Annotated in this window: 25 protein-coding genes; 10 read left to right on the top strand and 15 right to left on the bottom strand. The window is 66.4% G+C overall.

Annotation, left to right across the window (positions count from 1 at the left end; genetic code table 11):
- Nucleotides 1-75 precede the first annotated feature (75 nt).
- Both ACT53N_RS14875 and ACT53N_RS14870 read left to right on the top strand, forming a co-directional pair.
- Nucleotides 76-2,226, top strand: coding sequence for a serine hydrolase domain-containing protein (locus ACT53N_RS14875; protein ID WP_476064618.1), 2,151 nt, complete (start codon nt 76-78; stop codon nt 2,224-2,226).
- Nucleotides 2,227-2,302: 76 nt separating this feature from the next.
- Nucleotides 2,303-2,689 carry a hypothetical protein gene (locus tag ACT53N_RS14870; protein WP_476064617.1) on the top strand — a complete coding sequence of 129 codons (387 nt, stop codon included), beginning with the start codon at nt 2,303-2,305 and terminating at the stop codon, nt 2,687-2,689.
- Here the strand turns inward: ACT53N_RS14870 and ACT53N_RS14865 are convergent.
- On the bottom strand, nt 2,657-3,097 hold the full coding sequence (locus tag ACT53N_RS14865; protein WP_476064778.1) for a RusA family crossover junction endodeoxyribonuclease: 441 nt from the start codon (nt 3,095-3,097) through the stop codon (nt 2,657-2,659). The genes ACT53N_RS14870 and ACT53N_RS14865 overlap by 33 nt on opposite strands.
- The gene (locus tag ACT53N_RS14860; protein ID WP_476064616.1) at nt 3,055-3,594 is read right to left on the bottom strand and encodes a DUF1697 domain-containing protein; all 540 of its coding nucleotides are present in this window, start codon (nt 3,592-3,594) and stop codon (nt 3,055-3,057) included. Before ACT53N_RS14860 ends, ACT53N_RS14865 begins: the two co-directional genes overlap by 43 nt.
- An 85-nt stretch (nt 3,595-3,679) precedes the next feature.
- Between ACT53N_RS14860 and fumC the strand changes: the two genes are divergently transcribed.
- Together fumC and ACT53N_RS14850 are read left to right on the top strand one after the other, a co-directional pair.
- Complete coding sequence (fumC, locus tag ACT53N_RS14855; RefSeq protein WP_476064615.1) at nt 3,680-5,071, top strand: class II fumarate hydratase; 1,392 nt, start codon at nt 3,680-3,682, stop codon at nt 5,069-5,071.
- Nucleotides 5,072-5,078: 7 nt separating this feature from the next.
- Nucleotides 5,079-5,513 (top strand): GNAT family N-acetyltransferase, encoded by a 435-nt coding sequence (locus ACT53N_RS14850; protein WP_476064614.1) that lies wholly within the window; start codon nt 5,079-5,081, stop codon nt 5,511-5,513.
- A gap of 15 nt (nt 5,514-5,528) precedes the next feature.
- Here the strand turns inward: ACT53N_RS14850 and ACT53N_RS14845 are convergent, their stop codons facing one another.
- The 3 genes from ACT53N_RS14845 to ACT53N_RS14835 form a co-directional block, all read right to left on the bottom strand.
- Nucleotides 5,529-5,927: a YccF domain-containing protein gene (locus ACT53N_RS14845; RefSeq protein WP_476064613.1), complete on the bottom strand. Its 399-nt coding sequence runs from the start codon at nt 5,925-5,927 to the stop codon at nt 5,529-5,531.
- Nucleotides 5,928-6,015: 88 nt separating this feature from the next.
- A complete protein-coding gene (locus ACT53N_RS14840) occupies nt 6,016-6,606 on the bottom strand; it encodes a hypothetical protein (RefSeq protein ID WP_476064612.1) in 591 nt (196 codons plus the stop codon).
- Nucleotides 6,607-7,617, bottom strand: a complete 1,011-nt coding sequence (locus tag ACT53N_RS14835; RefSeq protein ID WP_476064777.1) for a polyprenyl synthetase family protein — start codon at nt 7,615-7,617, stop codon at nt 6,607-6,609.
- A 98-nt stretch (nt 7,618-7,715) separates the two neighbouring features.
- Here ACT53N_RS14835 and ACT53N_RS14830 point away from each other — a divergent pair, with 98 nt between their 5' ends.
- Entirely contained in the window at nt 7,716-8,462 is a 747-nt protein-coding gene (locus ACT53N_RS14830) for a tRNA1(Val) (adenine(37)-N6)-methyltransferase (protein WP_476064611.1), read from the top strand.
- On the opposite strand, the gene ACT53N_RS14825 is transcribed toward ACT53N_RS14830, so the two are convergent.
- Together ACT53N_RS14825 and ACT53N_RS14820 are read right to left on the bottom strand one after the other, a co-directional pair.
- A complete protein-coding gene (locus tag ACT53N_RS14825; protein ID WP_476064610.1) occupies nt 8,463-8,846 on the bottom strand; it encodes a c-type cytochrome in 384 nt (127 codons plus the stop codon).
- Between the two features lie 70 nt (nt 8,847-8,916).
- Nucleotides 8,917-9,477 carry a nucleoside 2-deoxyribosyltransferase gene (locus ACT53N_RS14820; protein WP_476064609.1) on the bottom strand — a complete coding sequence of 187 codons (561 nt, stop codon included), beginning with the start codon at nt 9,475-9,477 and terminating at the stop codon, nt 8,917-8,919.
- Nucleotides 9,478-9,545: 68 nt separating this feature from the next.
- On the opposite strand from ACT53N_RS14820, the gene ACT53N_RS14815 reads away from it, so the two are divergent.
- Nucleotides 9,546-10,343 (top strand): CAP domain-containing protein, encoded by a 798-nt coding sequence (locus ACT53N_RS14815; RefSeq protein ID WP_476064608.1) that lies wholly within the window; start codon nt 9,546-9,548, stop codon nt 10,341-10,343.
- Nucleotides 10,344-10,345: 2 nt separating this feature from the next.
- Here ACT53N_RS14815 and ACT53N_RS14810 read toward each other — a convergent pair whose 3' ends face one another.
- The 5 genes from ACT53N_RS14810 to ACT53N_RS14790 form a co-directional block, all read right to left on the bottom strand.
- Entirely contained in the window at nt 10,346-10,924 is a 579-nt protein-coding gene (locus tag ACT53N_RS14810; protein WP_476064607.1) for a YceI family protein, read from the bottom strand.
- A gap of 101 nt (nt 10,925-11,025) precedes the next feature.
- Nucleotides 11,026-11,502: an SRPBCC family protein gene (locus tag ACT53N_RS14805; protein ID WP_476064606.1), complete on the bottom strand. Its 477-nt coding sequence runs from the start codon at nt 11,500-11,502 to the stop codon at nt 11,026-11,028.
- The gene (locus tag ACT53N_RS14800) at nt 11,492-11,845 is read right to left on the bottom strand and encodes an ArsR/SmtB family transcription factor (RefSeq protein ID WP_476064605.1); all 354 of its coding nucleotides are present in this window, start codon (nt 11,843-11,845) and stop codon (nt 11,492-11,494) included. Before ACT53N_RS14800 ends, ACT53N_RS14805 begins: the two co-directional genes overlap by 11 nt.
- Nucleotides 11,846-11,946: 101 nt before the next feature.
- On the bottom strand, nt 11,947-13,008 hold the full coding sequence (gene ilvC / locus ACT53N_RS14795; RefSeq protein WP_181242572.1) for a ketol-acid reductoisomerase: 1,062 nt from the start codon (nt 13,006-13,008) through the stop codon (nt 11,947-11,949).
- Nucleotides 13,009-13,256: 248 nt separating this feature from the next.
- Entirely contained in the window at nt 13,257-14,195 is a 939-nt protein-coding gene (locus ACT53N_RS14790; protein ID WP_476064604.1) for an RcnB family protein, read from the bottom strand.
- 94 nt (nt 14,196-14,289) lie between these two features.
- Between ACT53N_RS14790 and ACT53N_RS14785 the strand changes: the two genes are divergently transcribed.
- Complete coding sequence (locus ACT53N_RS14785; RefSeq protein WP_476064603.1) at nt 14,290-14,850, top strand: DUF924 family protein; 561 nt, start codon at nt 14,290-14,292, stop codon at nt 14,848-14,850.
- A gap of 97 nt (nt 14,851-14,947) precedes the next feature.
- Nucleotides 14,948-15,790 (top strand): thymidylate synthase, encoded by an 843-nt coding sequence (locus tag ACT53N_RS14780; protein ID WP_476064602.1) that lies wholly within the window; start codon nt 14,948-14,950, stop codon nt 15,788-15,790.
- Here ACT53N_RS14780 and ACT53N_RS14775 read toward each other — a convergent pair.
- A complete protein-coding gene (locus ACT53N_RS14775; protein WP_476064601.1) occupies nt 15,787-16,809 on the bottom strand; it encodes a medium chain dehydrogenase/reductase family protein in 1,023 nt (340 codons plus the stop codon). The two genes, ACT53N_RS14780 and ACT53N_RS14775, sit on opposite strands and share 4 nt — an antisense overlap.
- Before the next feature lie 102 nt (nt 16,810-16,911).
- Here ACT53N_RS14775 and ACT53N_RS14770 point away from each other — a divergent pair, with 102 nt between their 5' ends.
- Nucleotides 16,912-17,427, top strand: a complete 516-nt coding sequence (locus ACT53N_RS14770; RefSeq protein WP_476064600.1) for a dihydrofolate reductase — start codon at nt 16,912-16,914, stop codon at nt 17,425-17,427.
- Here the strand turns inward: ACT53N_RS14770 and ACT53N_RS14765 are convergent.
- Nucleotides 17,424-17,897 (bottom strand): hypothetical protein, encoded by a 474-nt coding sequence (locus ACT53N_RS14765; RefSeq protein WP_476064599.1) that lies wholly within the window; start codon nt 17,895-17,897, stop codon nt 17,424-17,426. The two genes, ACT53N_RS14770 and ACT53N_RS14765, sit on opposite strands and share 4 nt — an antisense overlap.
- A 135-nt stretch (nt 17,898-18,032) precedes the next feature.
- On the opposite strand from ACT53N_RS14765, the gene ACT53N_RS14760 reads away from it, so the two are divergent.
- Entirely contained in the window at nt 18,033-18,944 is a 912-nt protein-coding gene (locus ACT53N_RS14760; protein WP_476064598.1) for an SMP-30/gluconolactonase/LRE family protein, read from the top strand.
- Nucleotides 18,945-19,108: 164 nt separating this feature from the next.
- Here ACT53N_RS14760 and ACT53N_RS14755 read toward each other — a convergent pair whose 3' ends face one another.
- Complete coding sequence (locus ACT53N_RS14755) at nt 19,109-20,200, bottom strand: NADH:flavin oxidoreductase (RefSeq protein WP_476064597.1); 1,092 nt, start codon at nt 20,198-20,200, stop codon at nt 19,109-19,111.
- Nucleotides 20,201-20,265 lie beyond the last annotated feature (65 nt).

The raw sequence follows: 20,265 nt of genomic DNA, 5'->3' as shown, positions 1-20,265 counted from the left end.
GCGTTCGGGTTTGACCCTGGCGAGGAGCGCGGTACACAAACCCTAGAAGTTTTCCGCTTCACCCAGGGGACATCGTTGACGTCGCGCGTTTCGCCCGCAGCCGCCTTCATGGCGGCCATGCTCGCCCTTTGGTCCATCACCGGATCGAAGGCATGGGCCCAGGACACCGCGGTGAGCGCGCCGGCGACGGCGCCAGCGACGGCGCAGCAGGAAACCTCCGTCCGTCCTTACTCCAGCCTGCGCCAGAGACGCGCGCGCCCGCAGCGCGCCGTTGCAGTCACTTCGACGACCGCGTCGCGCCCGACGCCGATCGCCGCCGCCACCGCGCCGGCCCCGACGCCGCCACCGCCCGGGATCGCGCCTCTGCCCCGTCCCGAGCTAGAGGCCTTCGTCGACGGGGTCGTGCAACGCGCCATGACCCGCGACCACATCGCCGGCGTCACCCTGTCTGTGGTTCAGAACGGGCAAGTCGTGCTCAAGAAGGGCTACGGCTTCGCCAATCTTGGTCAGCGCAAACGGGTTGATCCAGACAGGACCCTGTTCCGGGTCGCCTCGATCTCGAAGACGTTCACCTGGATCACCCTCATGAACGAGATCGAGGCCGGCCGCATGCGCCTAGACGGCCCGGTCAATCTGTATCTGCCCGAAGCGCTGCAGGTGAAGGACCAAGGTAAGAAGACGCAGGTGCGGTTGCGCGACCTGATGACCCACACGTCCGGCTTCGAGGATCGCGCCTTGGGTCAGCTCTTCGAGCGTGACCCCAACCGCGTGCGGACGCTCGCCGACTATCTGCGCCAGGAAAGGCCTCGCCGCGTACGAGAGCCCGGCCTTCTGCCAAGCTATTCCAACTATGGCGCCGCTCTGGCGGGCGCTGCGGTCTCCAACGTCACAGGCAAGCCGTTCGAGCAACTGGTGAGCGAGGAGATCATCATCCCCGCCGGCCTCACGCGCACCACCTTCCGGGAGGCCCGTCCCTGGCGCGACGACCTGCCGGCGCCCATGGCCGAGACCCTGGCCGCAGATCTCTCCGACGCTTTCTCCTGGACCGCCATGGGCTGGAAGACCCAACCGCGCGAGTTCATGGGCCAAGTCGCTCCCGCAGCCTCCGCTTCCAGCACCGCCAGCGATATGGCGCGATACATGACGCTGCTGCTGAATGGCGGCACGATCGATGGGAGAACCATCTTCTCCGCGAGGACCGCCCAAGCGTTCCGGACGCCGATGTATCGCCCTTCGCCTGACGCCGCAGGCTGGAACGCCGGGTTCCAAGACGTCCCGCTACCCGGCGGCCGTCGAGGCTTCGGGCATCAGGGCGCGACGCTGTACTTCCACTCGAACCTCGTGATCGTGCCCGAGCTTGGTCTTGGGATCTTCGTCTCGGTCAACACCGACAGTGGCGCCAATCTGCCAGCCACCCTGCCCTCGACCATCGTCGAGCGCTTCTACGCCCCGGCCTCGCCCGTGCCCGCCGGCAGCGCTCTAAGCTATCAGGAGGCCAAGGCGTTCGAAGGCGACTATTTGACCACTCGGCGCGCCTACAGCGGACTGGAAGGCTTCACCAACCGAATGATCGGTCGCGCCCAGGTTCGCGCCACAGCGGACGGCAGGCTTTCGGTGACCGACGGCGGTTTCACCACGCTGTTCAACGGGACGAGCCGCCCCGGCGTGTTCAAGGCCGTGGACGGCCCGCTGACCCTGGTCTTCGACACGAACGGCGACCGTCCATCACGCTTCTACGCCGCCCGAGGCTTCGCGACCTATGAGCGGATCGGCTTCCTGCGATCGGCGTCGCTGCTGTCCTGGACGGTGACGATCGCAGGCCTGGCCTGCGTGGTGACGATCCTTGGAGCGCTGTTCCGCAATCGACGTGAGGCGCGACAGACGCCGATCCAGGCCCGAGCGGGCCAGATGCAGGTCATGCAGGCCGTGCTTTGGCTGATCTCGGCCTGCTGCATGGGCGTGTTCGCGGTCAAGGCCGCAGACCAGACCACCGTCTTCTTCGGCTGGCCCAGCGGTTGGCTGCTCAGCGGCTCGGCCTGCGCGCTTGTGGCGGCCGCGCTTGGGGTTCTCACCCTGGGCTTGCTGCCCATGGTCTGGCGCGGCGGTCGGCGGGTCGATAGCTGGAACGAAGCCCGCAAGGTCGCCTTCACGTTCACCGCCTTACTCCTCGCTTTCCTCAGCCTGTTGCTGGGCCTTTGGGGCTACCTGCTGCCCTGGATGAGCTGACATCGCCCAAGTCTCCTTCGCCCCCGGCGCCGACCTTGCAGATCAGCGTTCGGGGAGACGAGAAAGGAGACGCGACGTGTCAAAACTGGACGGTCTGGCGTTTGGGGGAACAGGACTAGCGGCCTGGTCGGCGGCTACCCTGTTTTACGCAGCTTTCGGCGGGGGAGTTCTCGAAAGCGCCTTCTGGTTCTACGCACTGAACGCGTTCGCGGCTGCAGCCGCCGTAACGTTCGCCTTCCAGGCGGTGGCGCGGCTGACGCACACGCCGCGCCGCCGCCGCTTGTTTCCTATGCTGATGTTTTCCACACCGGGCCTCGTAGCTGGCGCCCTGGTGGTGTCGCGCTACGCCGAGGTGATGCCGACCACGGATCCGGTCAGCGTAGGTCGCTACGGCGCCTTCCTGGTGGTGCTCTACGTGGCCGTGGCCGCGTCAATCTTCGAGCGTGCGCCGCATAAGGCTTGAGTTCAGCTTCCGCACCTGGATGACGATCCGTTCGCGATCGCCCGGCCGTCGCTCGACCAGCAACCGCGCGACCTGGGCGTCATCGTGGAAGGCATAGCCCTTGATCGCGTCCAGCAGCGCCTTGGCCAGATTGTCGAGATCCATCCACGGCGGCTCGCCGACATATTCCATGCCGATCTCGACGCTGAACTCGCCCCAGGCCGGACGCGAACCGCGCCAGGACTTGCGGAAGAACTCGTAGATCAGCGGCTTGTAGTACTTGCCTTGGGTGGTGAGGCCGTCGACCACGAGGGTCAGTTCGCCGCCCGCCTCGCGCGCACGGACCTTGCCGTGGTGGGTCCAGTCGGATCCGTCGAAGACCTGACTCACGCGTCCATCATCCCGGCCAGGGCCATCACCGTATTCCAGTTGCGCGTGGTCCCAACGGGCGAACGCTTGGTTTTCTTCCAGTCACGATCCAACACCGAGTCGGCCATGCTGATCGGGAAATCCAGATAGAGTTCGCAGGCCCCGACCGTGAAACGTTCCGGACCGGTGATCGCCGCCCTCAAGACAGTCTCATCCCCATCAGGCAACGGCGACTTGAGGAAGTTGACGATCACATGGCTTGGATGGTCGAGGGCTTCGGCCATGAAGGGATTGCCGTCGATGATCGCCCTCAGTTCGGCGGGCGATCTCACCATGAAATCCGTCCGTAGGCCGATCCGCGCCTCCAACGCATCCTCCAACGCGCGCTCCAGGACCGCGCCACCTTCATGGTCGCCCCACAGCACCAAGTTGCCGCTGGCGAGATAGGTCTTGGCGGACTTGAAACCCGTGTCCTGAGCGCCCCCCAGCAGGTCCGCCTTGAGCACCTTGCGCTTGCCGGTGTTGATCGAACGGGGCAGCGCCAAGTAGGGGCTCATGCGGGTCTCCTTCTCGCGTGCGAACATTGCCCTCTCGGCGCTCAAGGTCTAGACCGCGCTCGACCGTTTTTGGGAGACACGCCGCATGACCGCCACGCGTATCGAGACCGACACCTTTGGCCCGATCGAAGTCGCCGCCGACCGCTACTGGGGCGCGCAGGCCCAGCGCAGCCTGGGCAACTTCAAGATCGGCTGGGAGAAGCAGCCCCTGCCCGTCGTCCGCGCCCTGGGTATCGTCAAGCGCGCCGCCGCCGAGGCTAACCTGGCGCTAGGCAAGCTCGATCCGAAGATCGCCGAGACGATCATCGCCGCCGCCAATGAGGTGATCGAAGGCAAGCTGAACGACCACTTCCCGCTGGTGGTCTGGCAGACCGGCTCGGGCACGCAGTCGAACATGAACGCCAACGAGGTCATCTCGAACCGCGCCATCGAGATGCTGGGCGGCGAGATGGGCAGCAAGAAGCCCGTCCACCCGAACGACCACGTCAATATGAGCCAGTCGTCGAACGACACCTTCCCGACGGCCATGCACATCGCCTGCGCCGAGCAGGTGGTCCACGACCTGATCCCGGCGCTGAAGCATCTCCACAAGGCCCTGGCCGCCAAAGCCGCCGAGTGGAAGGACATCATCAAGATCGGCCGCACCCACACCCAGGACGCCACGCCGCTGACGCTGGGCCAGGAGTTCGGCGGCTACGCCCAGCAGATCGAGAACGGCATCGCTCGCATCGAAAGCACCCTGCCGATGCTGATGCAGCTGGCCCAGGGCGGCACGGCCGTGGGCACCGGCCTGAACGCCCCCGTCGGCTTCGCCGAACTGGTCGCCGAGAAGATCGCCGGCATCACCGGCCTTGGCTTCACCACCGCCCCGAACAAGTTCGAGGCCCTGGCCGCCCACGACGCCATGGTGTTCACGCACGGCGCCATCAACACGGTCGCCGCCTCGCTGTTCAAGATCGCCAACGACATCCGCTTCCTGGGCAGCGGCCCGCGCGCGGGTCTGGGCGAACTGGCCCTGCCGGAGAACGAGCCGGGCTCGTCGATCATGCCGGGCAAGGTCAACCCGACCCAGTCGGAAGCCCTGACCCAGGTCTGCGCCCAGGTGTTCGGCAACCACTCGACCCTGACCTTCGCCGGCAGCCAGGGCCACTTCGAGCTGAACGTCTTCAACCCGGTGATGGCCTACAACTTCCTGCAGTCGGTGCGCCTGGTGGCCGACGCGGCGATCAGCTTCACCGACAACTGTGTCGTCGGCATCGAGCCGCGCGTCGACAACATCAAGAAGGGCGTCGAGAACAGCCTGATGCTGGTCACGGCCCTGAACGGCAAGCTGGGCTATGACGCCTGCGCCAAGATCGCCAAGACCGCGCACAAGAACGGCACCACCCTGCGCGAGGAGGCCGTCGGCGGCGGCTACCTCACGAACGAGGAGTTCGACCAGTACGTCCGTCCGGAGAACATGATCTCGCCGGGCTGATCCTGACGTGCTCCAGCTCGTCCGCATTTTCGACGAGCTGCCGGAAGGCTTTGGCGACCTAGTCGCCGAAGCCTCCGGCCAAGGCGTGCGCAACATGGCCATGCTGGAGGAAAGCTGGCGGGCCGGCGCGCGCTTCCAGAACGACGGCGAGGCCCTGCTCGCCGCCTTCCTGGCCGGGGAATTGGCGGGGATCGGCGCCATGACGCCCGAACCCGCCGCCCTTGAGCCGGCGCGGCGCCTGCGCCGCTTCTTTGTCCGTCCCGCCATGCGCCGGCTCGGCGTCGCCACAGCTCTCGCTTCAGCGCTGATTCACGAAGGCTTCGACAACGTCAGGCTTCTGACCGTCAACGCCCGCGCCTCAGACGCCGCCGCGCCGTTCTGGGAGGCGCAGGGCTTTGAACCTGACGCCTCCGGCCCGTGGACACACGTCTTGCGACGCTGACAGGCCGCCGGCTTTCTACCGCTTGACCACCGCGACGCCGATCGGCGCCAGGGCGATGCGGGCGAGTTGCAGGTCCTTGATGGCGAACGGGATGCCGATAATGGTGATCGCCTCGGCCACCGCGACCAGCACGTGGCTCAGCGCCAGCCACCAGCCGGCGAGCAGGAACCAGATCACGTTCAACACCGCGCCGATCGGACCCGTGCCGATGTCTTCCTGACCAGTCACGATCTGACGGCTGACAATCTCCTTGCCGAACGGCCAGAAGGCGAAGCCGGCGATGCGCCAAGCCGCGCCCGCGTAGGGCAGGCCCACGATGGTGATCGCCAGGATCACGCCAGCGAGCAGCCAGCCCAAGCCGGTGACCAGACCGCCGAAAAAGAGCCAGAGAACGTTGAGAATGAAGCGGATCATGTGTTGCCCCAAAGCGAGGTCCTAGAGGTGGCCCCGCAAGGCCTCGCTGTGAAGGCCCATCGGCGTGCATTACGCCGAATTCACCGCTCTACTTCAGGAGCTGCCAGCGGCGCGCCCAGCGGCTTTTCACCACCGGCGCCAGAGCCAGCAGATAGACGCCGGCATAGATGACCGATCCGAAGACGATCAGCGCCCAGGACCAGGGCCCGGGCATCTGGAGGGTCGGCGCAGTCGTCACCCAGTCGTGGCGAGGCGAGTTGAACTCCAGCCACAGCCCGCCAACCCAGAGCACGGAGAAGAGGGTCACTATAGGGTAGCGCAGCGCCGGGTGGCGCTGAAGCAGCAGCCAAGTCTGGAGCATCGCCATCGTCACAAAGGCGGCAAAGCCTGCGAGCCACGGCTGCCATGACCCGCTCAGGAAACGCGCGATCCTTAGGCCTGCCCAGCCTGGCGCCCACAGCACCGGACCCAGCAGTAGCAGCACGCTGATAGTCACCAGCAAGACACCAAGGCCGCCGCCGATCACCTTGCCGGCAGCTTCCCCCGCCTCATGTGGGCGGATGTTGGGATCGCCCGCCGGGTTCTCGGGCGAAGTCGCGATTACGGTCTGCAGGCGCGGCGGCTTCTCACCCGGCCTCAGCGGCGGAAGTCCGCCCAGCATGGACTTCCGGCTGGACATCTAGGCGCGGCGGCTGACCGCAAAATCGGCCAGCTCCTCCAGCGCCTCGCGCCAGTCGTTGGCCGGGAACATCGCCAGCGAAGCCTTGGCCTTGTCGGCGTAGTCGGCGGCCAGATCCAGGGTCGCATCCAGCGCGCCCGAACCGATGATCAACTCGCGAGCGCGACGGAAATCCGCCTCGGTCTGCTCGCGACGGCCGATGGCGCGCTCCCAGAACTCCGCCTCGCGCGGACCCGAACGGGCGATGGCCAGTAGCAGCGGCAGCGTGGCCTTGCCTTCGCGGAAGTCGTCTCCTGCGTTCTTGCCCAGCGTCTCGGTGGCGCCGCCATAATCAAGGGCGTCATCGGCCAGCTGGAACGCCAAGCCGAGGTTGAGGCCGTAGTCACGCAAGGCCTGGGACTGGGCGGCGTCGACACCGGCCGAGACCGCGCCGGCCTCCGAAGCGGCGGCGAACAGCTCAGCGGTCTTGGCCTGGATGATCTCTAGATACACGGCCTGCGAAAGGTTCAGGTCGTGGCTGCGCATCAGCTGCAGAACCTCGCCCTCAGCGATGACGCGGCTGGCGCGGGCCAGGATCTCCAGCGCCTTCATCGAGTTGGTCTCGACCATCAGCTCGAAGGCGCGGGCGAACAGGAAGTCGCCGACCAGCACGCTCTGAGCGCCACCCCAGATCAGGTGCGCGGCGACCTTGCCACGGCGCAGCTGGCTGCCGTCAACGACGTCGTCATGCAGCAGAGTAGCGGTGTGGATGAACTCGACGGCGGCGGCGAGCTTCTGGAAATGATCGTTGTCAGCGCCGGCCAGACGGGCGGCGGCGACGGTCATCAGCGGACGCAGGCGCTTGCCGCCGGCGGCGATCAGGTGCTCGGCCAAGGCGGGAATGATCGCCACATCGCTCTGCATGCGATCGGTGATCAGGCGGTTGACGCCCGCCATGTCGGCCTCGGCGAGGCGCACGAGACGATCCACCGATCCCGACTTCCGGGGCAGGGTCGCTGCGGCTACGTCCAAAACCATGCTCTCCTTAAAGCGGCCCCCCACGAACCATTGCGAGGGACAATGGTGGCGGGATAGGTCAGGGTCAAGGCGAGCACAAGGCCTGACGAGCATTGAACGACTTAGGTGTGACCGAGGATCGGGTTCTGGGCGGCCGAGTAAGGCTCCGTCAGGCTCCGGACGGATACCGGCCCGGCATGGACGCCGCGCTGCTGGCGGCGACGTGCGACGCGCTGCCGGGTCAACGCGTGCTCGAGCCCGGCTGCGGCGTTGGAGGCGCTCTATTGGCGGCGGCGACTCGCCGACCGGAGGCGATGTTCCAGGGCGTGGAGCGGGATGAAGCCGCTGCTGTGCTGGCCAACGAGAACGTTTCCCTGAACAGCCTGGCGGCGCGCGTGCGCGTGATGACGGGCGACGTCGAGGCCGGCTTTCGCGCGCTGAGCCTGCCCGTCTTCGACGCGGTGATGGCCAACCCGCCCTATTTCGATGACCCCAGCAGCCTACGCGCGCCCGCCCTGGCCAAGACCGGCGCCTGGATCGCCGACGGCGGCTTGGCGGCCTGGACGGGGTTCTGCCTGAAAGCGGTGCGTGAGGGGGGCACCATCACCTTGATCCATCGTGCCGACCGGCTGGCCGATATCCTGGCCTTGCTGGCGCCGAAGACGGGCTCCTTCCGCATCCGTCCCGTGGCCCCGTTCGTCGACGCGCCGGCAAAGCGCGTGATCGTGCGCGCGATCAAGACCGGCAAGGCGCCTTTGGTGCTTCTGCCGCCGCTCGTCATGCATGATCGCGACGGGGGAAAGCATACCGTCGAGGCCGAAGCCATTCTACGCGGCGAGGCGAGCCTTCCCTGGAGCTAGTTAGGGACGCGGCTCGCTTGGCGGTGTCGTGGCCGCCCCAGCCCGGGTCTGGATCGACTTCAGATAGGCCACGATCGCCGTCACGTCTTCGGGCGGAAAGGTCCACTCGGGCATCGGGCCATGCCCCACGGTCAAACCCTCGGCCAGCCCTTCAGCCAGGGCCTCGACATCATATCGCTCCTGCAGTTGGCGAAAGCGGGGCGCCGTCGGGTTCGGGCTGTCGCCGCTTGTCTCCACCGCGTGGCAGGCGGCGCAGTTGCGCGTCACGATGGTCTTGCCTCGGGCCACCGGATCCTGATCCGGCGCGGCGTGGCTGGCGGTCGCCATTGCCAGCAGGGCTCCCAAAACCAAGGCGCTGCGCAGCTTCCCGATTGTCATGGTCATCCCTCCAGCACCAACGGCCAAGATGCGGCCCCCAAGCAGGCTCACCTTGACCCAACTCAAGTCCGAAACGCTATTCCGCGTAGAGCGCCAGCGCCTCCAGGCACAGCTCCAGGCCCGTGAGGTCTCGCAAGGGATCGTCGGTGACGATCACGAACAGACGTCGCGCCTCGCCCCACAGCATCACGGTCTCCGGCAGGCCGTGGTCCTCGATCATGCATCCCTCAGCGTCTCGCCAAACCCGATTCTCGTCCAGCGTCGCGCCAAGGTCCGCATCGACACGAGCTATGTACTCCGCGCGCAACTCGCTGGTCACGTTCATGTAGGCGAAAGTCGGCTTGCCAAGTCCCGCCAGCACCCCGGCCTCGAACACCGTCGCGGTGTCCGCCGTAGGCCCCCGGAATGGGGTGAGATTGATCACCCCGGCGTCAGCTTGGCGCAATTGCGCCATGCGCTCGGCGTAGAATTGTCTAGCCTCCAGTTCGTCGCCGGTATCGCCGAGAGGCATACGGGCTGGGATCAGGGCCTCGAGCCCGGCCTCCAGGCAAAGCGCCCGCTGGCGCGAGGCCTGGATGTCGAAATCGGGGAGCCAAGCCTCGGGACCGGCCAGCCATAGGGAACGAACAGGTTTCATGGCCCTTACGTCTGGTCGCAAGGGGCGGGTGTCAATGCTGGGCCTGAGGTTAGGCCGTCGGAGATCGCATGCGGACAATCGCGCGTAGAAGCTTGCTGACCGGCGGTCTAGCTCTGGCCGCCCCCCCCGCCCTGGCCGCGCCAGCGACGCCCTGGCTCGCCTACGAGCGTCGCTTGCGCGCGCTGCTATCCGATCCCCCCGGCGGTGACTTCGATCCCGCGTTCGAAGAAACCTTGCTCGACCTCAACAACCTCTACCGTCGCCGTCAGGGTCCCGCGGCCCTGGCCTTGGACGAGGGACTGCGCCTCGCCGCCCGCTCGCACGCAGCGGATATCGCGGTAACGGGCGTCTTCGAGCACCTCACGCGAGAAGGCTTCTCGCCAGCGGGTCGGGTCGGCTTGTTCGCACGCGACCTGGTCGGCGCGCCGGGCGAGAACATCGCCATGCGCCGCAACGCCGCCAGCGCCGTCACGTACGACCAGATCATGAACCAGTGGAAGACCAGCCCAGGCCACCGCGCCAACCTGCTGGCGCCGGGCTTCACCCACGTCGGCTACGGCGTCTTCCGCCAGGGCCCGCGCGTCATCGCCGTGGGCGCCTACGCCGAGGTCAGCGCACGGCTGGCAGGCCCTGCGCCGCTGCGCGTTCGATCAACCGACGAGATCGCCCGCGCCCTGTCCTACGCGACGCCGGCGATCCGCCAATTCTCGGTCTCGGAGCCCGGCGGCGAGATTCTGACCGCGACCTACCTTGAAGATCGCGCCGCCTCGGCCCTCAAGCCCGGCGCCTGGCAGTTGCGCCCGCATCTGTCGACGGGCGAGCGCCGCTACCAGGTGGCCTGGGGCCCTGTGTTTGTGCTCGGCTAGCCCTACTGGGCGACGGCCAGGGCCTCGATGCGGATGTTCACCGCATCACCGATCGCGCCGGCGCCGATCGTGTGCCCAAAGGCCTTGCGGCTGATCTGGCCGGTGATGGTGAACCCGGCCTGCTTCTTTTGACTGTTGCCGACGCCCATCTTGTTCAGCTTGACGTCAAGGGTCACGGGCTGGGTCACGCCCATCACGGTCATGTCGCCGGTCACCTTGGCGGTCGTGTCGCCCGTCTTCTCGACCTTGGTCGACTTGAAGGTCATGGTCGGGTTCTTGGCCGCGTTCAGCCAACGCTCCGCCTTCAGGTGCTCATCGCGCGCGGTATTGGCGGTGAGAATGCTGCCGACCGCGACGCTCGCCTCGACGCGCGACTTCTCCGGCGCCGCCTCGTCCAACCAGATCGTGCCTTCCGACTGGGCGAACAGGCCCAGGATCGACGTGAAACCCATCCGGTCGATCGAGAAGAAGGTCTCGGTGTGCGAAGAGTCCAGCTTGTAGGCGACTTCTTGGGCAAAGGCCGGGGCGGCGGCGACCGACAGGGCGGCGCCGGCGATCATGGCGGCGAGCAGGCGTTTCATGGAGCGTCTCCTTCGTCATTCCCAGGCGGGAGCGGCGGCAAGCTTCCCGTGCGGCGATGAACCGCGCAACCCACAAACGCCAGCCCTCTCCCCTGTCGATCTCAGACCACCAGTTCCGGCAGTAGCTCATCCAGTTGCTCGAACTGGATCGGCAGGCCCGCGGCGGAGCCCTGAAGGGCTTCATCGCAGGCGTCCTTGCTGGGATAGAGCTCGCTGAGCGTCAGCAACGTCTTGCCGGCGCGATCCTCGAACGTCACCGTCGTCACGGTGATCTCGCCGCTCTCTTCATTGGTCCAGACGATCCGTGAGGGTGGCGTCACGTCTGTGTACTTGCCGTAGAACGCCATGGAATTGGCAGCGTCGAGCCCGAACTCCAAGCGATAGCCGCCGCCGATGCGGACATCCATCTCGCAAGCTCGCAAAGGCACGCCCAGCGCCTTGGGAACCCACCAGCGCTGGAACAACTCGGCCTTGGACCAAGCCTCGAACACAATCTCGACCGGGGCGTCAAACAGGCGGGTCACCACCAGTTCGCGGTCCGAGGTACGCTCCACCGCAGTTTCATACTTACCGGCCATTCTGGTTGTCCCTCTGCTTCAAATCCTCGACGATCTCGTCCAGCGCATCGAACCGCAGCGCCCAGCGCTGGCGATAGCGTTCGATCCACGCCGCCTCGGCCTCCAGCCCGCCATCCTGCAGGCGACAGAGTCTGACCCGCCCAACCTTCCGAGTGGTCACCAGCCCCGCCGCTTCCAACAGGCTGACGTGCTTCTTCATGCCCGTGAGGGTCATGTCGAACCGCTCGGCCAGATCCGTGATCGAGGCCTCCCCTCGTCCCAGATGCTCCAACACCCCCCGCCGCGTCGGATCCGACAGGGCAGCGAACGAAACATCGAGGCGGGCGGCGCTTTGCTGAACCATTTAGTTCAGTATGCACGCGCGCAGATCCAGCGCAAGCGACAAGCAAAAAGCCCCCGGCCTGGGAGGACCGGGGGCTTCGTGGGATCGTCTGGGAAAGAAGCTTAGTTCTTGGCCTGATCGACGAGCTTATTCTTGGCGATCCAGGGCATCATGCCGCGCAGGCGAGCGCCGACCTCTTCGATCTGGTGCTCGGCCGAACGACGACGCGTGGCCTTGAAGCTGGGCTGACCCACGGCGTTCTCCAGCATGAAGTCGCGGACGAACTTGCCCGACTGGATGTCCTCCAGCACGCGCTTCATCTCGGCCTTGGTTTCCGGCGTGATGATGCGCGGCCCGGTGACGTACTCGCCGTACTCGGCCGTGTTCGAGATCGAGTAGTTCATGTTGGCGATGCCGCCTTCGTACATGAGGTCGACGATCAGCTTCAGTTCGTGCAGGCACTCGAAATAGGCCATTTCCGGCGCATAGCCGGCTTCAACCAGCGTTTCGAAGCCGGCGCGGACCAGCTCGACCGTGCCGCCGCACAGGACGGCCTGCTCGCCGAACAGGTCGGTTTCGCACTCTTCGCGGAAGTTGGTCTCGATAATGCCCGAGCGGCCGCCGCCGATAGCCGAGGCGTAGGCAAGGCCCAGGTCGAGGGCGTTACCGGTGGCGTTGTGGTGCACCGCGATCAGGCAGGGCACGCCGCCGCCCTTCTGGTACTCGCCGCGCACGGTGTGACCCGGGCCCTTCGGCGCGACCATAAGCACGTCGATGGTGTCTTTCGGTTCGATCAGGCCGAAGTGGACGTTCAGGCCGTGGGCGAACAGCAGGGCCGCGCCGTCACGAATGTTAGGGGCGATTTCGTTCTTGTAGATCGCGGCCTGATGCTCGTCGGGCGCCAGGATCATGATCAGGTCGGCCCAGGCGGCGGCTTCGGCCACCGTCATGACCTTCAGGCCTTCGCCCTCGGCCTTCTTGGCGGTCGGCGAACCGGCGCGCAGCGCAACGGCTACGTTCTTGATGCCCGAGTCCCGAAGGTTGAGCGCGTGGGCATGGCCCTGGCTGCCATAGCCTACGATGGCGATCTTCCGGTCCAGGATGCGGGCCAGATCAGCGTCGCGGTCGTAGTAGACGCGCATGTTTTTTCTCCAGGACTGGTCAATCGGGGCCGCTCGGCGCAACAGCAAAGCGACAAAGGCCGGGCGTTTGAGCGTTTTTTTGCCGTTTCGTCAAGGCGAAGCCGACAGAACGCCGAAATGCGAGCGCCTTCGAGATCTCTTTTACGCGCTCACGAAGACCCGCGCTATGCGGCGCCGCACGTAGCCGGCTTTCGCAAACGCGAAAAGCTGGTCCTCAGTCCATCGGCAGCGATCACGAAAAAGGGGCGGAAGCTCTCGCCACCGCCCCTTGGACCTTCAACCGAGGGCCCTTACCAGAACAGGTCGTAGTAGACGCTCAGCACCTGACCGCTCCAAACGTCGACCAGCAGGGCGTTGTCACCGACCCGGATCCACTCGCAGCCGATCGGCGGCTGGGGCAGGTCATAGCGCCAAGCGTCCAGATAGTACGACGGCGTGTACCAGCCATACGGCAGGTAGTCGCCGAACGACCAAGCCCGGGCGTACCAACCGCTGGGGTAGCGATAGGCCGGGGCGCGATAGCGCTGGATCGAACGGAAGCTCGGACGATAGTAGCCGCGATCATAGTGCTGACGCCCCCGGTCACGGTCACGATACTGGCCATAACCCGGGCGACGGTCATCACGGTCCCAACCACCGCGATCCCAACCACCGCGATTGTCCCAGCGGTTGTTGTCGCGGCCGCGATGGTCGTCGCGATCACGGCCACGATCCTGACCCCGGTTGTCGGTTCGGTCCCCGCGAGGCTCGCCGCGACCATTGTTGTCGCGGTTCCAGCCGCTGCCGCCGCGATTGGCGTCGTCGCCTCGGTTCCAGCCGCTAGCGCCGCCATTGACGGGGGGCGCCTGCGGTTGGGGCTGAGGCTGGGGTTGGGGTTGAGGGCGATCGCCGCCACGGTTCCAGCCGCCGCCGCTCCCGTCCGGGCGGCCACCACGATCACCGCGATCACCACGATCACCGCGATTCCACCCGCCGCCTTGGTCCTGCTGCTGGACTTGCGGCTGCGGACGGTCGCCGCCCCGGTTCCAGCCGCCCTGCCCGCCGCGCTCGCCACCGCGCTCGCCGCTGGGCCGACCGCCGCGATCACCTCGGTCACCACGCGGACCGCCGTCGCGCTGCTCGCGCTGGGCCTGCTGCTGCTGGGCGACCACTGCCCCGGCGGCGCCGGCCTCGGCGGCCGCGCCTCCGATCAGCGAGAGCAACATCGCGGTCGTGATCAGACGTTTCATTTCCTGCTCCGAAGGGCCTTGAAGCGTGGCCCGGGCTTGTCCCTTGATAGCAGCATCGGACTCGCCGGATGAACCGAGCTTGAACGGAGCCAGGATGAGCGCGCACCCCAACGATATCGTCGGCTTCTGGCGCAATGCCGGCCCCGGCAAATGGTTCGCCAAGGACCCGGCCTTCGACGCCGCCATAGCCCTGAAGTTCGAGCAGACGCACTATCGCGCCTCGATGCGCAAGTATGACGCCTGGAACCAGACCCCAGAAGGCGCCCTGGCCTTGCTGATCCTGCTCGATCAGTTCCCGCGCAACATGTACCGCGGCACGCCGCACGCCTTCGCCACGGACCCGCTGGCGCGGATGTTCGCCCGCGAGGGCATAGCCGCCGGCCATGATCAGGACCCTGCGATCCCGCTGGAGCTACGCCGGTTCTTCTACCTGCCGTTCGAGCACTCTGAGTCGCTGGTCGACCAGGAGTTCAGCGTCCAGCTGTTCGCGACGCTGCAAGCCGACACCGGCGACGAGGAAACGATGAAGTACGCGATCATCCACCGCGACGTCATCGCCCGCTTTGGACGCTTCCCGCACCGGAACCCCGGCCTGGGCAGAGAGACGACCGAGGCTGAACAGGAATTCCTCGATGAGGGCGGCTTCGCGGGCTAGCCGGCCCTTAGGTTGGCGCCGGATAAGTCAGTCCGCGCTGTGGACAGGCCAAGGCGCCGCAGTGTTCAACTCAGCGATTCGCGGCCAAAGTGGCGACATGAGCATCGCCGTCCTCGACGCCCCCACGAAAGCCGCCGCAGACCATCCCGAGCGGCAGTACCTGAATCTGCTGGCCGACATCCTGGACAACGGCGTCCAGCGCGGCGATCGCACGGGTACGGGCACGCTGGGCGTCTTTGGCCGCCAGATCCGCTTTGATCTCTCCAAGGGCTTCCCAGTCCTGACCACCAAGAAGCTGCACCTGCGCTCGATCATCATCGAGCTGCTGTGGTTCCTGAAAGGCGACACCAATATCGCCTACCTCAAGGACAACGGCGTACGCATCTGGGACGAGTGGGCTGACGAGAACGGCGACCTTGGCCCGGTCTATGGCAAGCAGTGGCGCTCCTGGGCCACGCCCGACGGCCGGGTGATCGACCAGATCTCGACCTTGGTCGAGAACCTGAAGACCAACCCCAACAGCCGCCGCCACATCGTCACGGCCTGGAACCCAGCCGATGTCGATGACATGGCCCTGCCGCCCTGCCACTGCCTGTTCCAGTTCTTCGTCGCGGATGGAAAGCTGAGCTGCCAGCTCTATCAGCGCAGCGCCGACGTGTTCCTGGGCGTGCCGTTCAACATCGCCAGCTACGCCTTGCTGACCGTGATGGTCGCCAAGGTGGCGGGCCTGGAGCCCGGCGAGTTCGTCCATACCTTCGGAGACGCCCACCTCTATCTGAACCACCTCGACCAAGCCCGCGAGCAGCTGACCCGCGAGCCCTTCGACTTTCCCACGATGAAGATCGCCGACAAGCGCGACCTCTTTGGGTTCGAATACGAGGACTTTACGCTGGAGGGCTATCAGGCCCACCCGCACATCAAGGCCGAGGTTTCGGTCTAGGGTTTCAGAACAATCTTCCCCGCCAGCTTGGCCGACTGAAGCAGGGCCTGAGCCTCGCCAGCCTCGCTGAGCGGCAGGACCTTGGCGATTTTGGGCTGGATCGCGCCGTCGGCGATCAAGCCCAGCACCTTGGCTAGATCCTCGCGATAGGGCTCCGGTCGCGCATTCCGCCAAGACGTGACGTTGTAGCCCAACACGCCCCGGCTGCCGCTGAACAGCTTCAGCGCCGATAGACGATCAGCCAGCAGCATCTTGATCATGGCCCCGGGACGCGCCTTGCCGCCCTTGGTCGCGTCATAGCCGCCGTAGAGGACGGCCGTGCCGCCGTCGCGCAACGCGGCCATCGAGGCGCGCTTGAGGTGCGGACCGCCCACATGGTCGAACGCCGCGACCACGCCGCCACCGGAGATCGCCAGTGCCCGCTCGGCGACGGCTTCAGCGCGGTAGTCGACGTGGACGCCGCCCTTGGCCTCGACCTCGGCCTTCTTGCTGACTGAGGCTGTCCCGATGGCCTGCACGCCGCTAAGTCGCGCCAGATCCAGAAGCAGGCCGCCGACGCCGCCGGCCGCACCGTGGATCAAGACCCATTCTCCCGCCGCCGAGCTCGCGACCCGATGGAACATCTGCCAGGCCGTCAGTCCGTTCAGCACGCCCGCGACCAGGGCCTCGGCCGGCGCATCCTCGGGCGCGGCCACCAGATAGCGGGCTTCGATATTGCGGCGTGAGGCGTAGGAGCCCGTCACCGTCAGGGCTGCGACACGCTGGCCAACCACGAAGCCTTGCACCTCGGTACCCAGGGCCTCGATCCGGCCGACGAAATCGTAGCCCGGCGTCACCGGGGCCTTCACGCCCGGATACAGGCCCGTGCGCATCACGATGTCGGCGAAGGCGACGCCGGCGGCCTCGATCGCCACCCGCGCTTCGCCAGGACCGGGGGGCGGCAGGGCGACCTCGCGCCCCTCCAGCACCTCGACGCCGCCCGTCCGGGCCATGTGCATCTCGAACGCCGTCACCGACATCGCATGTCTCCCCGATCCTTGTTCTTCGACGCGCAGAGTTATCGACGTTCAGATTGGGATCAAGGCATGGCGTACAGCGCCGACGCTCGCTAATCAGGAGGCATGAGCATGCCCACCCTCGCCATTGTCGTCGCCCGCGCCGCCAATGGGGTGATCGGTCGCGACGGCGACCTGCCCTGGCGGCTGAAGTCGGACCTGGCCTTGTTCAAGGCCAACACCCTTTTCAAGCCCATCATCATGGGCCGCAAGACCTGGGACAGCCTGCCCCGCAAGCCCCTGCCCGGCCGGACCAACATCGTCCTGTCGCGCGACCAGAGCTTCGAGCCCGAGGGCGCGGTGGCCTGCGAGACCTGGATGGAGGCCGTCGAGATCGCGCGCGAGCAGGCCACCGACGACGGCGCCGATGAGGTCTGCGTGATCGGCGGCAGCGCCCTGTTCGAGCTGGCCTTGCCCAAGGCCAAGCGCCTCTATCTCACGGAGGTGGCCGCCGAGGTCGAGGGCGACGTTCGCTTCCCCGCGTTCGATGAAAGCCTCTGGACCGAAGTCCGGCGCGAAGAGCACCCCGCCGGCGAAGGCGATGACCACCCCTTCGTGTTCCGGGTTCTGGAAAGGCGCTAGTTCGTCGCTGGGGCCGTCGGCAGCGGCCGGGGCTTACGCTCTAGATTGGCCAGCTTGCGAGTCTTGACGAGCTCGCCGGTGCAAGGACGGAAGACCGCCTCGACCTCGCCACCCTCGCCGGGCTCAGGCAAGGCGTAGCCAGCCGGCCCGATCCGGTGGGCCGTAATCACGACGTTGTCCTGGTTGTCCCGGCTCCAACCCGTGCGGAACTGGACCGCCGTATCACCAAAGCGCTTGCGCAGGGTGCGATCGAACGCCTTGTGGATCGCACCGTCCAGCACCGGCTTCCATTGGGCGTCCGTCATGGCTGGACAGCTTGGGCGCGTCGGCATCACGGCCATCTTCTTGGGCGGCTTCGGCGGCTTGGGAGCCGAGACCGTGGCGGGCTTGTGTGGCAGGAACGGAACCTTGATCCCACACCCGGCCACCACCAGACCCATCGCCGCGGCGGCCAAAACGGAAGAGCGCATCCCAGAATCCCTTACACGCAAGTCTGGCCCCGACTCACCGCGAATACGCACGCGGCGCAAGTCACCCTGGCCAGATTCAAACGCGCGTTTATAGTCTTCGCCATCGCCCGACAGAGGCGCGCAGGGAGACGTGACATGGATATCCAGCTGGTGGCCGAAGGCCTGCAGTTCCCCGAAGGTCCGATCGCCATGGCCGACGGTTCGGTCATCCTGACGGAGATCCAGGGGCAGCGCCTGACCCGGGTCTGGCCGGATGGCCGCAAGGAGACTGTCGCGCAGACCGGCGGCGGCCCTAACGGCGCAGCCATCGGCCCGGACGGGGCGATCTATGTCACCAACAATGGCGGCAGCTTCCAGTTCTTCGAAGCCAACGGCCTGAATATCCCCGGTCCCACGCCGCCAACCCACACTGGCGGCTCCATTCAGCGCGTAGACCTTAAGACCGGTGCGATCACGACGCTGTACACCGAATGCGACGGCAAGCCGCTGGTCGGCCCAAACGACCTGGTCTTCGACAGGCAGGGCGGTTTCTGGTTCACCGACCATGGCTGCTCAACCCCGGACGGCCGCAAGTACGGCGCGCTCTACTACGCTTTGCCCGACGGCTCGAAGATCACCCGCTGGCGCGATCACTTCGTCTCGCCCAACGGCGTGGGCCTCTCGCCTGATGAGAAGACGGTCTACATGGCCGACACCATGCTGGGCCGATTGTGGTCCTTCGACGTCGCCTCGCCGGGCGTGCTGGCGGACGCAGCGCCCCTCCTCCCTGGCAATGTGGTTTGCAACCTGCCGGGATATCAGTTGCTGGACAGCTTGGCGGTGGAGGCGGACGGCAAGGTGTGCGTGGCGACGATCATCAACGGCGGGATCACCGCCTTTGCGCCGGACGGCTCCACCGAGCACTACGCCTTCCCGGACGTGATCGTGACCAACATCTGCTTTGGCGGAGCCGACATGCGGGATGCCTGGATCACTGCGTCCGGCACCGGCAAGCTCTACAAGGCGCGGTGGCCGCGACCAGGCCTGAAGCTGAACTTCAACGCCTGAGAGGATCTATTCCTCGCGCAGGAACGATCCGGCGATCAGCAGGGCCACGGCCAGCACGGCCAGAAGGCCTGAGATATAGGGCAACCAGGACATCGTTCACCTCCCAAGAGCGGCGGTGACGATGCGCCGGGGCTGTCCGCGCGGACAGCCCCGGAACAAGGGGGTTAGTACAGGGTGCCGAGCGCGGCGCGTTCGAACGCCTTCAGCTCGTTCGAACGCCCTTCGCGGATCTTGGTGACCCACTCCGGATCCTGGAGCAGGGCGCGGCCGACGCCGACCATGTCGTACTCGCCGCGCTCAAGCCCGCCGATCACGTTGTCGATCGAGGTCGGTTGGCTGCCCTCCCCGCCGAACGCGGCGATGAACTCGCCCGACAGCCCGACCGAGCCAACCGTGATGGTCGGCGCGCCGGTCAGCTTCTTGGCCCAGCCGGCGAAGTTCAGATCGCTGCCCTCGAACTCCGGCTCCCAGAAGCGGCGCTGGCTGCAGTGGAAGATGTCGGCGCCGGCGTCGGCCAGCGGCTGCAGCCAGGCCTCCATCTCCTGCGGCGTCTCAGCCAGGCGGGCGGTGTATTCCTGCTGTTTCCACTGCGACAGGCGGATGATCACCGGATAGTCGGGTCCGACCGCGGCGCGCACAGCTTTCAGGATCTCAGCGGCGAAACGCCCCCGCTCGCCGATCGTGGGACCGCCCCAGGCGTCGCTACGGACGTTGGTGCCCGACCAGAAGAACTGATCGATCAGATAGCCATGGGCGCCATGCAGCTCGACGGTGTCAAAGCCCAGACGCTTGGCGTCGGCCGCAGCGGTGGCGAAGGCCTGGATGGTGTCGGCGACCTCGGCGTCGGTCATCGGCTCGGTGAAGGGGTTGCCGCCGGCCTTGGACAGGCCCGAGGGGCTGTCGACCTTGCCCAGCACGTCCTTACCCTTGGCGGCGCCCACGTGCCAAAGCTGCGGCGCGATCTTGCCGCCGGCGGCGTGAACCTCGTCGACGACCTTCTTCCAGGCCGCCAATTCCTTTTCGCCGTGGAAGCGCGGCACGTTGGCGTCGTTCAGCGAGGCGGGACGCGCGACGCCCGTGCCTTCGGTGACGATCAGGCCAACCTGGTTCTCGGCGCGGCGACGGTAATAGGCGGCGACCTCGTCGGTCGGCACGCCGCCCGGCGAGAAGGACCGCGTCATCGGCGCCATCACCACCCGATTGGGCAGCTTCAGCGACTTGAACTCGAAAGGCTGGAAGAGAGCGTCGAGCGACATAGGGGCTCCAGAGGAGAGAAGATTGCAGTCAAAATTCAAACACGCGTTCGAGACCTAAGCCAAGG

The sequence above is a fragment of the Caulobacter sp. DMC95 genome (assembly GCF_056313785.1).
The sequence above is the reverse complement of the archived record's forward strand: the minus strand, read 5'-3'. Positions and strand labels throughout refer to the sequence as shown.